The organism is Collinsella sp. AF33-16, from assembly GCF_003475325.1.
Classification (GTDB): Bacteria; Actinomycetota; Coriobacteriia; order Coriobacteriales; family Coriobacteriaceae; genus Collinsella.
The window spans coordinates 1-13153 of sequence record NZ_QRQC01000012.1 but is presented as its reverse complement, the minus strand read 5'-3'; the positions used below and the strand labels follow the sequence as shown (position 1 = coordinate 13153).

General features: G+C 60.7%; 14 protein-coding genes. 1 reads left to right on the top strand and 13 read right to left on the bottom strand.

Annotated elements, in window-relative coordinates; genetic code table 11:
- Positions 1 to 87: 87 nt before the first annotated feature.
- From holA to pyrR, 13 genes are all read right to left on the bottom strand, one after another.
- A complete protein-coding gene (gene holA / locus DWZ52_RS05795; RefSeq protein WP_118385104.1) occupies positions 88 to 1050 on the bottom strand; it encodes a DNA polymerase III subunit delta in 963 nt (320 codons plus the stop codon).
- A 78-nt stretch (positions 1051 to 1128) separates the two neighbouring features.
- On the bottom strand, positions 1129 to 3432 hold the full coding sequence (locus DWZ52_RS05790) for a DNA internalization-related competence protein ComEC/Rec2 (RefSeq protein WP_118385103.1): 2304 nt from the start codon (positions 3430 to 3432) through the stop codon (positions 1129 to 1131).
- Positions 3429 to 4142, bottom strand: a complete 714-nt coding sequence (locus DWZ52_RS05785) for a helix-hairpin-helix domain-containing protein (protein ID WP_158550964.1) — start codon at positions 4140 to 4142, stop codon at positions 3429 to 3431. The genes DWZ52_RS05790 and DWZ52_RS05785 overlap by 4 nt, the downstream gene beginning before the upstream one ends.
- Positions 4143 to 4355: 213 nt before the next feature.
- The gene (gene thiI / locus DWZ52_RS05780) at positions 4356 to 5600 is read right to left on the bottom strand and encodes a tRNA uracil 4-sulfurtransferase ThiI (protein WP_118385102.1); all 1245 of its coding nucleotides are present in this window, start codon (positions 5598 to 5600) and stop codon (positions 4356 to 4358) included.
- Positions 5601 to 5882 carry a DNA-directed RNA polymerase subunit omega gene (locus DWZ52_RS05775; protein ID WP_035138532.1) on the bottom strand — a complete coding sequence of 94 codons (282 nt, stop codon included), beginning with the start codon at positions 5880 to 5882 and terminating at the stop codon, positions 5601 to 5603. It abuts the gene before it with no gap.
- 5 nt (positions 5883 to 5887) lie between these two features.
- Positions 5888 to 6457, bottom strand: a complete 570-nt coding sequence (gmk, locus tag DWZ52_RS05770) for a guanylate kinase (RefSeq protein ID WP_099431806.1) — start codon at positions 6455 to 6457, stop codon at positions 5888 to 5890.
- Positions 6458 to 6766: an integration host factor, actinobacterial type gene (gene mihF / locus DWZ52_RS05765; protein ID WP_006236130.1), complete on the bottom strand. Its 309-nt coding sequence runs from the start codon at positions 6764 to 6766 to the stop codon at positions 6458 to 6460.
- Positions 6767 to 7005: 239 nt separating this feature from the next.
- A complete protein-coding gene (gene pyrF / locus DWZ52_RS05760; RefSeq protein ID WP_117564271.1) occupies positions 7006 to 7722 on the bottom strand; it encodes an orotidine-5'-phosphate decarboxylase in 717 nt (238 codons plus the stop codon).
- Positions 7716 to 8624 (bottom strand): dihydroorotate dehydrogenase, encoded by a 909-nt coding sequence (locus DWZ52_RS05755; protein WP_199408852.1) that lies wholly within the window; start codon positions 8622 to 8624, stop codon positions 7716 to 7718. The genes pyrF and DWZ52_RS05755 overlap by 7 nt, the downstream gene beginning before the upstream one ends.
- 14 nt (positions 8625 to 8638) lie before the next feature.
- Complete coding sequence (locus DWZ52_RS05750) at positions 8639 to 9406, bottom strand: dihydroorotate dehydrogenase electron transfer subunit (protein ID WP_117639908.1); 768 nt, start codon at positions 9404 to 9406, stop codon at positions 8639 to 8641.
- A gap of 116 nt (positions 9407 to 9522) precedes the next feature.
- Positions 9523 to 10812: a dihydroorotase gene (locus tag DWZ52_RS05745; protein WP_117639911.1), complete on the bottom strand. Its 1290-nt coding sequence runs from the start codon at positions 10810 to 10812 to the stop codon at positions 9523 to 9525.
- A complete protein-coding gene (locus DWZ52_RS05740) occupies positions 10796 to 11740 on the bottom strand; it encodes an aspartate carbamoyltransferase catalytic subunit (protein WP_035138537.1) in 945 nt (314 codons plus the stop codon). Before DWZ52_RS05740 ends, DWZ52_RS05745 begins: the two co-directional genes overlap by 17 nt.
- Positions 11741 to 11744: 4 nt before the next feature.
- A complete protein-coding gene (pyrR, locus tag DWZ52_RS05735) occupies positions 11745 to 12329 on the bottom strand; it encodes a bifunctional pyr operon transcriptional regulator/uracil phosphoribosyltransferase PyrR (RefSeq protein ID WP_117583216.1) in 585 nt (194 codons plus the stop codon).
- A 451-nt stretch (positions 12330 to 12780) separates the two neighbouring features.
- Here pyrR and rpmB point away from each other — a divergent pair, with 451 nt between their 5' ends.
- A complete protein-coding gene (gene rpmB / locus DWZ52_RS05730) occupies positions 12781 to 12969 on the top strand; it encodes a 50S ribosomal protein L28 (RefSeq protein WP_022094725.1) in 189 nt (62 codons plus the stop codon).
- Positions 12970 to 13153 lie beyond the last annotated feature (184 nt).

The window sequence follows — 13153 nt, the reverse complement described above, 5'->3', positions numbered from 1 at the left end:
TGAGACACGGTGAGGTCATGCAAGCGCCTACTATAGCACGCTCCCTCTCAAAGGGATAGAACGAATTTGTCAAATAGGCAGGTATCATCACGATTTTCTCAAGATGTTCGTAATCCAGAGCAAAAGCGCCGTCTGAGAATCGGCCGAACCCTTGAGCGCGAGCTCCACATCGACCGCACCCTCGAGCGCTGCGATGAGCTCTGCCATCGAAAAGCGACGCGCCCAGGTAAGGTGATTCTTGACCTGCCAGGACTGGAGCTTGAGCGTTGCGGCCAGCTCGCGACCCTGTCCGCGCGCATCAAGCGCCTTGGCGACGATCAGCTCACGGATGCGACCGCACAGCAATGTGTAAGTCCACACGTAGCTCTTGGAGGGCAGGAGCTTAAAGAGCTCGAGCGAACGCCGCATATCGCGAGCCGAGACGGCGTTGAGGAAGTCCCAGGGTTGGACCTCGGCCGTACGTACAATCCAGCGCTCAACATCGGCAAGTTCAATCTGGGGCGCCTCGACCATCTGGGCAAGCTTAGCCAAGTCGTTATCGAGCATGCGCGTGTTTTCGCCCGAACGCGAGACGAGCTCCTCGGCGGCCGCCGTCGAAATCGACTTACCGCGCTGCGTCGCCATCTGCTGAACACGGCGCGGCAGTTCCCAGCGCTTGGTACCCGAGCAATCGACGATAGCCTTCTTGTCGATCTTGGCGATTGCCTTATACAGGCGCGCATTCTTGGCAAGTGAGTCGGCGATGATGAGGCAGACCGTTGTGGGGCTGGGACTCGCCAGATACCCAACGAGCGGCTCCGAGACCGCCTTGGCGAGCTTTGAGCAGCCATCGAGGATTACCAGACGAAACTCACTGCCCATGGGAAAGGTGTTAAGCGATCCGATAATGGACTCGATATCGGGGTCCTTGGTCATGTCGCGCTCGTCGAGGTTGAACTCGACCATGCCCGACTTTTCCAGACGCGCTTTCATACGCGAGACGGCGTGATCGCGCTTGACTCCGTCGGTACCGACGATCAGATATGCCGGCAGCAGACCGGTTTCGGACATTGCGCTCCCCTCCCGCAGGCCTTCGCATTCGTTCCGTGCCATTCTAGCCCAGGGGCCCACCGCACGCCAACGACGTCGTCACGGTCGCTGGCATCGCATCGCAAAACCATTCGCAGTCGGCGTGACGGTAATGTCGCCGTGTTCGATGGTACACGCGAACACACCACCCGCTTCCTTCACGGCATCGATGCAGGCATCGGACGGATGGCCGTATCGATTTCCCTCACCGGCGCTTGCGAGGGAAAGCTCGGGCGTCAGAATGTCCAGCAACTCACCATCGACTGAAACCTTGGAGCCGTGATGCCCAAGTTTAAGGACATCGATGTCCCCCACCTCCTGCACGAATTCCCGCTCTTGGTCGAGCTCAGCATCACCGGTGAGAAGTATTCGCAGGCCCTTACCTTCCTGAACATAAGAGAGCAGCAGGACAAGCGAGTCCTCATTTCCCTCGCCATCCACGGACTCGAATGGCCACATCACGCGAGCGCAAAATGAGCCGATGTCGACCGTATCCCCACGACGCACCTGCCGATACTCCACGCCAGGTCGGTTCAATACCTCGGCAGGAGCATCCTCCAGCGCATCCGCCGCCACGGCAATCGTTCCGACCGAAAACTGTTCGAGCACGGCAGGCAAACCACCCCAGTGGTCCTCATCCCAATGCGTCACAAAAACGGCATCGATATGGTGCACGTTATTGCGAACCAACGCCGCAACCACACGCTCGTCGAGCCCGCAGTCGACAAGTGCAACTGCGCCGCCTTGGCGGATAAGAATCGCATCGGCCTGGCCCACATCGAGAACCGTCACCGAAGGCGGAGCGAATCGATCCCAATAGACGTACGGAATCGCAGCCAAGAGCATCAGGCATGCAAGCCCCACCGCCATAGGACGTGCACGGGGACGCGGCCACCAGACCAGCAGAACCGCCAGAAAACACGGCACTAGGTAAATCCACATGCTATCGGGCGGCACGCTCACGTATGCACCCGGCACGGCGGCAAACAGCTGCTCGAAGAACAGCGCGCAACGGGCGGCAATCATGGGCACAACGAGCGCCCAAGTCCGCAACGGTGCCACGAACGAAAAGGGAACCAGCACGATCGACACAGCGAGCAGTACGCTCACCACCGGACCGAGGACCGCATTTGCCAGCGGAGCAATGAGCGAGAACGTACCGAAGGCAGGAACGGTAATGGGAAGTGTCGCCAGTTGCGAGCACAGCGTGACGGAAAGCATGCCGGCAACGCCCGATGGCAAGCCCAGCTCACCCAAAGCGTAGGTCGCATAAGAGCAAAAGCACAGAATGGCTAAGACGCTGGCACATGAAAGCTGAAAGCCCATCTCAAACAGCACCGTCGGCCGCAGCAGCACAAAGATGGACATGGTTGCGAAGAGCGCCGAAAGGCCGTGCCGGCGACGCCCCGCGCCGTTTACGACAAGCGTCGCGAACACCATGCAGCACGCGCGCACAGCCGAGGGAGACGCGCCCGTAAAGGCAGCGTAGCCCACAAGCGTTATCGCCAATATCGCCCGCTGAAGACCACGTGAGCACCGAGTCTTTTGCAATACACCCTCGATTACAAACCCCACGATAGCCAAATGGCTGCCCGAGACGGCGATAAGATGCGCCGTTCCCGTCACCGAAAACCAGTCGCTCGCCGGCTGGGCGCGCAGCTCGGCCGAACGACCGCAGACGACTCCAGCTATGAGCGCACGCGCCGGGTCGGTCGCAGGCAAGATGGACGCAAGCAGCTCATTTCGCAGTCGAAGCAGCGGCCCCGGAGAGCCCTCGTCGACCGACACCAACCGGATGACCTTCACTTTTCGGAGCTCGCCTCGAAGCACGCGTGAGCGACCATACGCATCGTTCTCAAAACGTAAAACGCGACCGATAACACGCACGTGCGCCCCGACCTTGAGCTCACGATCACACGATAGGCGAACCGTTGCCAAGTTCTTACCGTCCGCGCGTGCCTCGCAGGTATAGGAATACACGTCGTCGTTTATGGATGGATCACCCTGCACGACAAACTCGAGGCCGCTTGCCGCTCGACCGTCGAGCGCCCTCGAGGCGCTGAGCGCACCCACAGCCCACCACGCCGAGACGACCGCTCCCGCCACGAGACCGACGGACGCGGCATACAGCCACCGCTTCAAAGGGGCAAGCCGCGCACAAGAGTGAGCCAGCACAACGAAAACCGCTGCCGCAACGGGAATGGCCCATAGCGGCCCGACCGCCGTCGCCCGCTCCCTCAGCAGCACATCAGCGGCTATGCTGAGCACCAAGGCGCAGCTCACGCACATGCCGGCACACAGGGCCATCGTCCACGGAATCAGGGGCCGCGGAGGCATCACGTGCTCTCGCTCGGTCGTACTCATACGCAGATGCAATCTTTGATTTTGGCAAGCTTCTTCTCGCCGATTCCCGACACGCGCATCAGATCGTCAACCGAAGCAAAAGCACCGTTCTTTGTCCGTTCATCGATAATCGACTGTGCCATTGAGGGACCGATGCCCGAGAGCGTCTGCAGCTCTGCCGAGCTTGCCGTATTAATGTTTACTAGGCCTGTTGCGCCACCGACGCCTGATGATGCGGAAGTCCCACCATCAACACCGGCTTCCGCAATGGACACCTGCTGCTCCCCTACCGTTGGAACGTGAATTTTTTGTCCATCAGTGACCTTGGATGCACGATTAAGCCCCGTAACGTCTGCTTCGGGCGCCAGCCCACCGGCGGCATCAATCGCCTGAGCCACCCGCGCCCCGTCTTTGAGGCGATATACACCGGGTGACACCACGGCGCCATCAACATCGACATAGACCTCTGCCGCGGCAGACGCCTTAGGCGAAGAGCCTTCAGATGTCTTTCCACTCGAAGCATCGCCGGATCCCGGCTCCACTAACGTGCCCGAACCATCAGTGCGCTCAAACGACACACCGCCGGCACCGCCGCCAAAGTTCGCCATTGCCAGTCCACTCGCCATCGCAATGACGACCAGTATCGCCATCACCACTGCCTTATGACCGAGCAGTTTGCCCGCCCAGCGGTCCATCTTTTTGACTCGTTCGTGTTGTTCGCGCTGCGCCATAGCAAAACCTCCCAACACCATCGTGTCAGGAAACGAACGCCGCAGCTTCCGCACGTCCACACCAGTTTTCGCGGTCAAACCAAAAGCTGACCTAAACCTTGCGAAAAAATGTCCATTTATTCAGACACACGTCAGCGAATGAACATCTTGGCATCATTTGCCCAGATACCAAAAGACCGACGATACAGGCGCATCGTCGGTCTATACACAAATTTACTCGTGATCTTGGTAAATCTCACGCGGAGCAAGCTCCGAATGTTTGCGTTTTAAGGTCTTAGGGGCCTTATATATGTTGCTCTCGAAGTCGATGTACTCGGTCTGCTTGAGCAGGCGCTCAATCATCTCCTCGTGGTCGAACAGCTCCCAGGCCTCGTGCACGGCATCGAGTTTGGCGTGCGTCTCGGGACGACGCGGCATAAACAGCGTGCAGCAGTCGGGCGCCGCCTCGGTGGAAATATCGAACGTGCCGATTTCCTGAGCGCGCGCAATAATCTCCTGCTTGTCCGAACCGATCAACGGACGGAACACGGGGATCCTGACGGCCTCGTTGACGGCCATGATGTTCTCGAGCGTCTGGGAGGCAACCTGTCCAAGCGATTCGCCCGTAACGATGGCCTTGGCACCCTCGATGTGTGCAATGCGCTCAGCAACCGAATACATAATGCGGCGATACATGATCACGCGCAGGTTGCTGGGACAGGTGACCGAAATCTCACGCTGGCAGTCGCCAAACGGCACCACGTACAGGCGGCCGATCTGGACACCCGGCTCAAGCGCACGGATGATATCCTGCACCAAATACTCGCTCGTATCGGGCGTCTGCGGACGACCGGAGAAATGCACCGGCACGCAAACCGCGCCGCGGCGCGCGAGCATCCAGGTCGCCACCGGAGAATCGATACCCGAGGACAGCAGCGTCACGACCTTGCCGGCAGAACCCACCGGCAGACCGCCCACGCCGTGCTCGGAGCGTGCGTACACGTAAACGCTACCCTGGACCACCAGTACGTGCACCATTGCATCGGGGTCGTGCATCTGGACCTTTTTATCGGGGAAGGCCTCACACAGTACCTCGCCCACCTGACGATTGATATCAATCGAGGTGAGCTCATAGTCGGTATTGGAACGCTTGGCGTGCACCTTAAACGAATCGAAGGGGCCAAACTCGCGCAGCGCCTTGACGGCGGCGGCGCAGTACTCCTGCGGGTCGCGGTTGGTGTGGTACGCCAGGGACACACGGGCAACGCCGGGGACGGTGCGGATGACACGCGCCGCCTCGTCGGCCTGATGCTCGTTAAAGGTCACGAGGATATAACCGGAAATTCGAGACACGGCGTTCACGGAAAAGGCGGCCAAGGCCGCCTTGATGTTATCCATGAGGATATGCTCAAAATGTGCGCGGTTCTTGCCCTTCAGTCCAACCTCGTGATAGTGGACCAGGCAGACGCGAGCTGCCATTTAGGCTTCAGCAACCTTGTGGCCGAGCGCCTTCTCGTAACGGGCCTCGTCGTAAGAGATGTCGCCGTCGACAATCTCGTCCATAGCCATCGAGATGGTATCGGCACCGGAAAGCCCGATGGTGATGTCATCGACATCCTGGACGGCAAGCACGCGGTTGTGCTGGCCACGCAGCATGCTATTGATGTCGCAGGCGCGCTTGGAGGCAAGCGAAGCGAGCAGGAAGCGGTTGTGATCGGTCTTCTCCAGAAGATCGTCAATGCAAGGCTTTACAACGGACACGGACCTCAGATCCTTTCATGCATATCGAGAACGCGAACGAGCTCATCGGTCGCGCGGTCGAGATCGTCATTCACCACGACGTCGTCGTAGCGGTCGGCAAGGGCAAGCTCATCGGCGGCGTTTGCCATACGCAGCTCAATCGTCTCGGGCGTCTCGGTACCGCGACCGACTAGACGCTCGCGGAGCACCTCAAGCGAAGGCGGCTTGATAAAGATCAGCACGGCCTCGGGGAAACGCTCCTTCACCTGCAGGGCGCCCTGGACATCGATCTCCAAAATCAGAGACGAGCCCGAGGCGAGCTTGGATGTGACCTCGCTCACCAACGTGCCGTAGCAGTTACCGTGGACCTCGGCCCACTCAACAAACTCACCGTTTGCCACGCGGCGGTCGAACTCCTCGCGCGTCAGAAAAAAGTAGTTGACGCCGTCGACCTCACCTTTGCGTGGTGCTCGCGTGGTAGCCGAAACCGTCAGGCCCAGGTTCGAGCGGCGCTCGCGCACACGAGTGACGAGCGTACCCTTGCCTGCGCCTGACGGTCCAGAAATCACAAAGAGCTTGGAATCCTGAGCGCTCACTTATTTGGTCAGCTGCTCGAGGAGCTGCTCGCGCTGACGGACGCCGAGGCCCTGGACGCGACGGGTAGCGGAGATACCGAGCTCCTCCATGATCTTGGCGGCCTTGGCCTTGCCATAACCAGGGAGAGACTCGATGAGAGTGGAAACCTTCATGCGGGAAGCGATGGGGTCATCGGAGTTGAGCACGGACTCGAGGGACTTCTCGCCCTTCTTGATCTGCTCGCGAAGCTCAGCGCGGGCGTGACGTGCGGCAGCAGCCTTCTCAAGAGCCTGCTTGCGCTGCTCGTCGGTAAGCTGAGGGAGTGCCATTCGTACCTCCAAATAGTTGGGTTATATCTGATTCAATAATTAGCATTTTAGCACGTAGAACGTACAAAATGCCCAATCGCGGCTCCATAGGTTAGACGATACCCGCAAAAAGTGCAATATACTGCGCCCAAAGTTAAGCCCCTGACCTGCGATTCCACACAAAGGATGGGAAAGTTTACGCAGGCACAGGGGCTATTTTGTGCTAATGAGACCCAAAAGTGGTGACTTAGGGGAATCTTTTACGCGACGTTTTCGACCAGCTCGGCGACGATGGCGTCAAAGGCGGCAACCGGATCGTCGGCACCGGTGATGGGACGGCCCACCACAATGTGGCTTGCGCCACGCTCGATAGCCTGGGAAGGCGTCGCCACGCGGGACTGGTCACCAAGGGCGGCACCCACCGGACGCACACCCGGAGTCACGATCAGGGCATCAGGACCCAGCAGCTCACGCATGTCGTGAGCCTCCATCGGCGAGCACACGATGCCATCGATGCCGTTGGCCTGAGCGAGCTTTGCCAAGCGGGCGGCCTCCTCGGCCACGGGGGACTCGACGCCAATCTCGCTCAAGGCATCCTGATTCATGCTCGTGAGCACGGTGATGGCAACGAGCTTGGCGCGGTCCTCGCGCGCCTCCTCGGCACCCTCGCGGCAGGCAGCGAGCATAGCGCCCGAGCCCAGGCCGTGGACCGAAAGCAGGTCGGCACCGGCAAGCGAGGCCGAGCGGGCAGCGCCGCGCACCTGATGCGGAATGTCATGGAACTTAAGGTCGAGGAAGACCTTAAAGCCAAGGTCCTTAAAGGTCTTGACGATCTGGGGGCCCTCAGCGTAATAGAGCGTCATGCCGACCTTGAGCCAAGCGGCATGGCCCGAAAGCTCGTGGGCGAGCTCGAGCGCACGCTCACGGTCGCAGTCGAGGGCGACAATAACACGGTCGCGGGCATCATTCTCTAGCATTCGAAAGCACCCACCAGCTCGTTGATATCCTTCACGCCCTGGGACTCTGCCCAAGCCTCGAGCTCGCGCGCGATCTTAATCGAAGCGCACGGATCGACAAAGTTGGCCATACCGACCGACACGCAGGTGGCGCCGGCCAGGATAAACTCAGCCGCATCCTCGCCGGTCATGACACCGCCGACACCGTTGATGGGGATATCGACGGCCTGGGCAACCTCCCAGACCATACGCACGGCGATGTGGTGGCACAGCGGGCCCGAAAGGCCGCCCTTGGGCTTGGCCACGCGGGACTTGCGGGTATGGACGTCGATGGCCATGCCCTGGATGGAGTTGATGACCGAAAGACCGTCGGCACCGGCAGCCTCGAGGGCCTTAGCGATCTCGGCGACGTTAACCGGCGCCATCTTTACGAACAGCGGCTTATCAGTCACCTTGCGGCAGGCAGCCATAACGGAAGAGGCGCCCTCGGGCGTGGAGCCCATGGCGGCACCGCCGGCGGCGATATTAGGGCAGCTCACGTTGATCTCGTAGCCGGCAGCCCAGGGGCACAGCTCGACATACATCTCGAGTGCGCGGACAAACTCGTCAACGGAGTGACCGGCAACCTGACAGATGACCTGGCAGCCGTCCTTGGACAGCTGTTCGAGCCACGGACCGGACTCGCGGGCAAAGGCGGCCACGCCGGGGTTCTGAAGACCCACGGAGTTGATCATACCGCCGGGAATTTCGGCCATGCGGGGCGCGGGATTGCCGGGCCAGGGCTCGGCAGCGCAACCCTTGGTGGTGATGGCGCCCAGCTGGGAAACATCAAAGAAGTTCTGGAACTGCCAACCGTAGCCAAAGGTACCGGCTGCGGTGTTAATGGGGTTCTGCATCTTGACGCCGCCGAAATCGACGGCCATGTTAACGGTACCCACTAGAAGACCACCACCTTGGAAGCATCGAACACGGGGCCGCACATGCAAGCACCCTTCATACCGTCGACCGTCTCGACATTGCAGGTGTTGCAGGCGCCAAAGCCACAGCTCATCATGCGCTCGAGGGACACCTCGCAGTACGCACCGGCCTCGGCGGCAGCGGCGGCGACTTTCTTCATCATGACAGCGGGGCCGCAGCTGGCGACGTAGTCGTAGCCGCCCTCGCCAAGCAGCTCAGCGGCAGGATCGGTGCAAAAACCGTGCGTGCCGAGCGAGCCGTCGTCGGTGCACACGTTGACCGTATCGCACAGCGCGCGGAACTCATCGACTCCCACGGCCTTGGACGCGGTGCCAAAGCCCAGGCACACGTCGACGGCCACACCCTGCTCGACGAGCATGCCGGCAAGGCACAGCACGGGCGGAACACCGATGCCGCCCGCAACGAGCAGCGCCTTCCTGGTGCCCTCGGGAACAAGCCAGCCGCGGCCGCCAGGGCCCAGCAGGTTAGAAGTGGAACCGGGGGCCATCTGCGACAGACGGCGGGTGTCGTCGCCCACGACGGCGTACCACAGCTCGACGGTGCCGGCCTGGGCGTCGGCGCGATAGAAGCTCAGGGGCACGCGAAGCAGCGAAGAGGCATCGCCGGGCACGGCGATGTTCACAAACTGACCGGGCTTGAGCGCACTTGCAAGCTTGGGGGCCGAGATTACGAGCGAGAAGATGCCCTCGGCGATCTCCTTGTTCGAGACGACCTCGAAGTCGTGCATGCGTGCAGTGGAAGGTGTGGGCATAGACGCTCCAATCCCCCATGCGGTTGCATGGTTCAGGCGAACAGAAAGCGCGGCACCGCAAGGGCGCCGCGCACAAAAGCGATAAGGCTATGCTAGCAGATGCAGCCGTCGGCGAGCGTCTGCTTGCCGCCGACAAACACATCGGTGGCACGACCGGTGAGCGTGCGGCCGGCAAAACCGGAATTCTCGGCACGCGACTCGTAGCCGTCCTCGCCGACCGTCCAGGTGGCAGACGCGTCGAAGACAGTCAGGTCGGCAACGGAGCCCGCCTTGACCTGAACCTGGTCGAGGCCCAGGATCTCACGAGGCTTGATGGCCATGAGCTCGACCATGCGACCCATGCTCATCTTGCCCGTGTTGACCAGCTCGGTGAGCACGAGCGACAGCGAAGTCTCGAGGCCGATCATGCCGAAGGGCGCAAGCTCGAACTCGCGGGCCTTCTCCCACGGAGTATGGGGAGCGTGATCGGTGACGATAGCGTCGACGGTACCGTCGATGACGCCCTGACGGATAGCCTCGGCGTCCTCGTCGGTACGCAGCGGCGGGTTGACCTTGAGCGAGGTGTTGTAGGTCTCGTCCAGGTCGTTCTCGGTCAGGAACATGTGATGCGGCGTGGCCTCGCAGGTGACCTGCACGCCAGCTGCCTTACCGGCACGCACGAGCTCCAGGCCATGGGCGGTGGAGATGTGCTGGATGTGCAGCTTGGCACCGGTCAGCTTGGCGATCTCGATGTCGCGGGCGATCTGGAGCTCCTCGCCGGCAGCCGGCCAGCCCTCGAGAGCCAGACGGGTCGAGACCTTGCCCTCGTTGATCTGGCCGTGGCCGACCAGGTCCTCGTCCTGGCAGTGGCTCATAAAGACCTTGCCGAACATCTTGCCGTAGTCCATGCAGCGACGGAGCATGCCCGCGCCCTGCACGCCACGACCGTCGTCAGTGAAGGCGACGGCGCCGTGGGCGACCATATCGCCCATCTCGGACATGGCCTCGCCCTTAAGACCGCGGGTCATGGCTCCCGACGGATAGACGCGGCAGTGGCCGACCTCGGCAGCGCGGGACTTGACGAACTCCACGACGGTGCCGTTATCGGTGACAGGATCGGTGTTGGGCATGGCGCACACGCCGGTAAAGCCGCCCTTGGCAGCTGCACGGGTGCCGCTCTCGATGTCCTCTTTGACCTCGTAGCCGGGCTCGCGAAGGTGAACGTGCATATCCACCAGGCCGGGGACGAGATATTTGCCGGAAAGGTCGCGGACCTCGGCTCCCTCGACGGCGAGATTCTCGCCGACCTCGGCGATCTTATCGCCGTCAATCAGGACGTCAACGACACCGTCAAGCTCGACGGACGGGTCGACGACGTGGGCATTCTTAAGAAGCAAGGCCATTATCGGCACCTCCAAGCAGCAGATACAGGATAGCCATACGCACGCAGATACCGGCGTAGACCTGCTCCAGGATGACGGAGCGTTGCGGGTGGTCGGCCATATAGGAGTCGAACTCGACGCCGCGGTTGATGGGGCCCGGGTGACAGATGATCGCGTCGGGCTTCATGAGCTTCTCGCGGTCCTTGGTCAGGCCGAAGAGCTTGTGGTACTCACGAATGGTCGGGAACGGAGCGCCCTCGAGGCGCTCCTGCTGCACGCGCAGCATGTAGACGACGTCCAGCTCGGGGAGTACCGAATCGAGGTCGCTCGTCACGTGGTCGCAGCCCAGGACCTCGGGCGCCGGCGGCAGCAGCGTGCCGGGGGCGACGGCGTAGGTCTCGCAGCCCATGATCTTAAGGGCGGGGATCAGCGAGCCGCAGACGCGGGAGTGCGCGATATCGCCGACGACGGCGACCTTAAGACCGTGGAAGTCGCCCTTGTGCTCCCAGATGGTGTACAGGTCGAGCAGGGCCTGCGTGGGATGGTTGTGCTTGCCGTCGCCGGCGCAGATGACGCTCGCGGGCGAGTTCTGCGTGACGATGTAGGGAGCGCCGGCGTGCTTATCGCGCACGACAATGCAGTCGATCTTATAGGCGTTGAGGGTCTCGACGGTATCGACGAGGCTCTCGCCCTTGACCGTGGAGGTCGAGGAGCCGCCGAAGTTGAGGCTGTCGGCCGAAAGACGCTTCTCGGCGAGCTCGAAGGAGCTGCGGGTACGCGTCGAGGGCTCGTTGAACATGTTGACGATGGTCTTACCCTTGAGCGTGGGGACCTTCTTGATGGCACGCTCGTTGACCTCGGAGAACGCCTTGGCGGTCTCGAGGATGAGCTTGATGTCCTCTTCGGAGTACTCGGTAATGTCGATCAGGTGCTTATGATTGAACGCCACGGTACTACTCACCTCCCAGCGGCGCGGAGCCCACGTGGGAACCCGGCGCGACGTCGTTGATCTCGACAGCGGTACGGCCGTCGACTTCCTTCATATATAGGTGCACGTTCTCCTCGTGCGACGAGGGAACGTTCTTGCCGACAAAGTCCGGCGAGATAGGGAGCTCGCGGTGACCGCGGTCAACGAGAACTGCCAGCTCGACTCGGCTCGGACGGCCCAGGTCCATAACGGCGTCCAGAGCGGCGCGGATGGTGCGACCCGTGTACAGGATGTCGTCCACCAGCACGACGCGCTTGCCGTCGACGCTGAAGGGAATGTTGGTAGCGTGGATCGCGGGAGCGAAATTGGTCGCATAGTCATCGCGGTAGAAGCTGATGTCGAGGCTGCCGAGCGGAACGTCGACGCCCTCGATCTCCTTGATCTCCTCGGCGAGCTTCTTTGCCAGAAGGTCGCCGCGCGTGACGATACCGACCAGAGCGAGGTCTTCACAGCCCTCGTTGCGCTCGAGGATCTCGTGCGCGATGCGGGTCATCGCTCGGTTGACGGCGGTCTCGTCCATGATGACCGCCTTGGGGGAAGTCGTGCCCATCGATCTCCTTCCTCACATGTCTTGACTGCTGACACAGTCAAAAAAATAGATGCCCGACCGCTCAAAGCGGACCAGACACCCACAGGAAGGGCTGCTCTTTGGCAGCAATGTAATTCCATGTGGGTATCTCGTACCCCTTTAATGGTCAAGGGATAGTGTAGCCAACCTCGAGCTTAATTGCGAGCATAAATACAGAGCAATCCGTAAACGGGCGCAGGCGCTCCATAAACCTATATATATTTGTGGGACGAGCTTGAAAACGCACGCACGAGCTGGCATAATCCCCTCTGCTGCACGCAAATCGGATCTACGTCCAGGGCCGTAGCGTGAGCACTATCGCCAAAAGAGGAATATCTCTGTGTAGATTGCGCACAGGGAGCGACTTCTGTGCTATAGTTCAGGCTTGTTTGTTAACGCGACATGTTCGTTTGTCGCCCAAGGAGGGTCAGTTATGTCCAAAGTTTGCGAAGTTTGCGGTAAGCACCCCGTTGCCGGTCGCTCCATCAGCCACTCTCACCGCGTCACCAACCGTAAGTTCCGCCCCAACATCCAGCGCGTCTACGTCGTCGTCGATGGTCACCGTCGCAAGATGAACGTTTGCTCCACCTGCCTCAAGTCCGGCAAGGTTGCGCGCTCCTAAATAAGGTCTTACCAACAAGTACCTCGGACTCTCCGGGTCAAAGACCTCGCGTTCACATAGAACTATAAGAAACCGCTTTCTTTTGAGGAGGCGGTTTCTTTTTCTATCTATCCAGGAATGCAAAACCAGAGCGAAAAATGAAATGCGTCCCAAATCTTGGACGCCCTAAATAGCGACTAGGCCG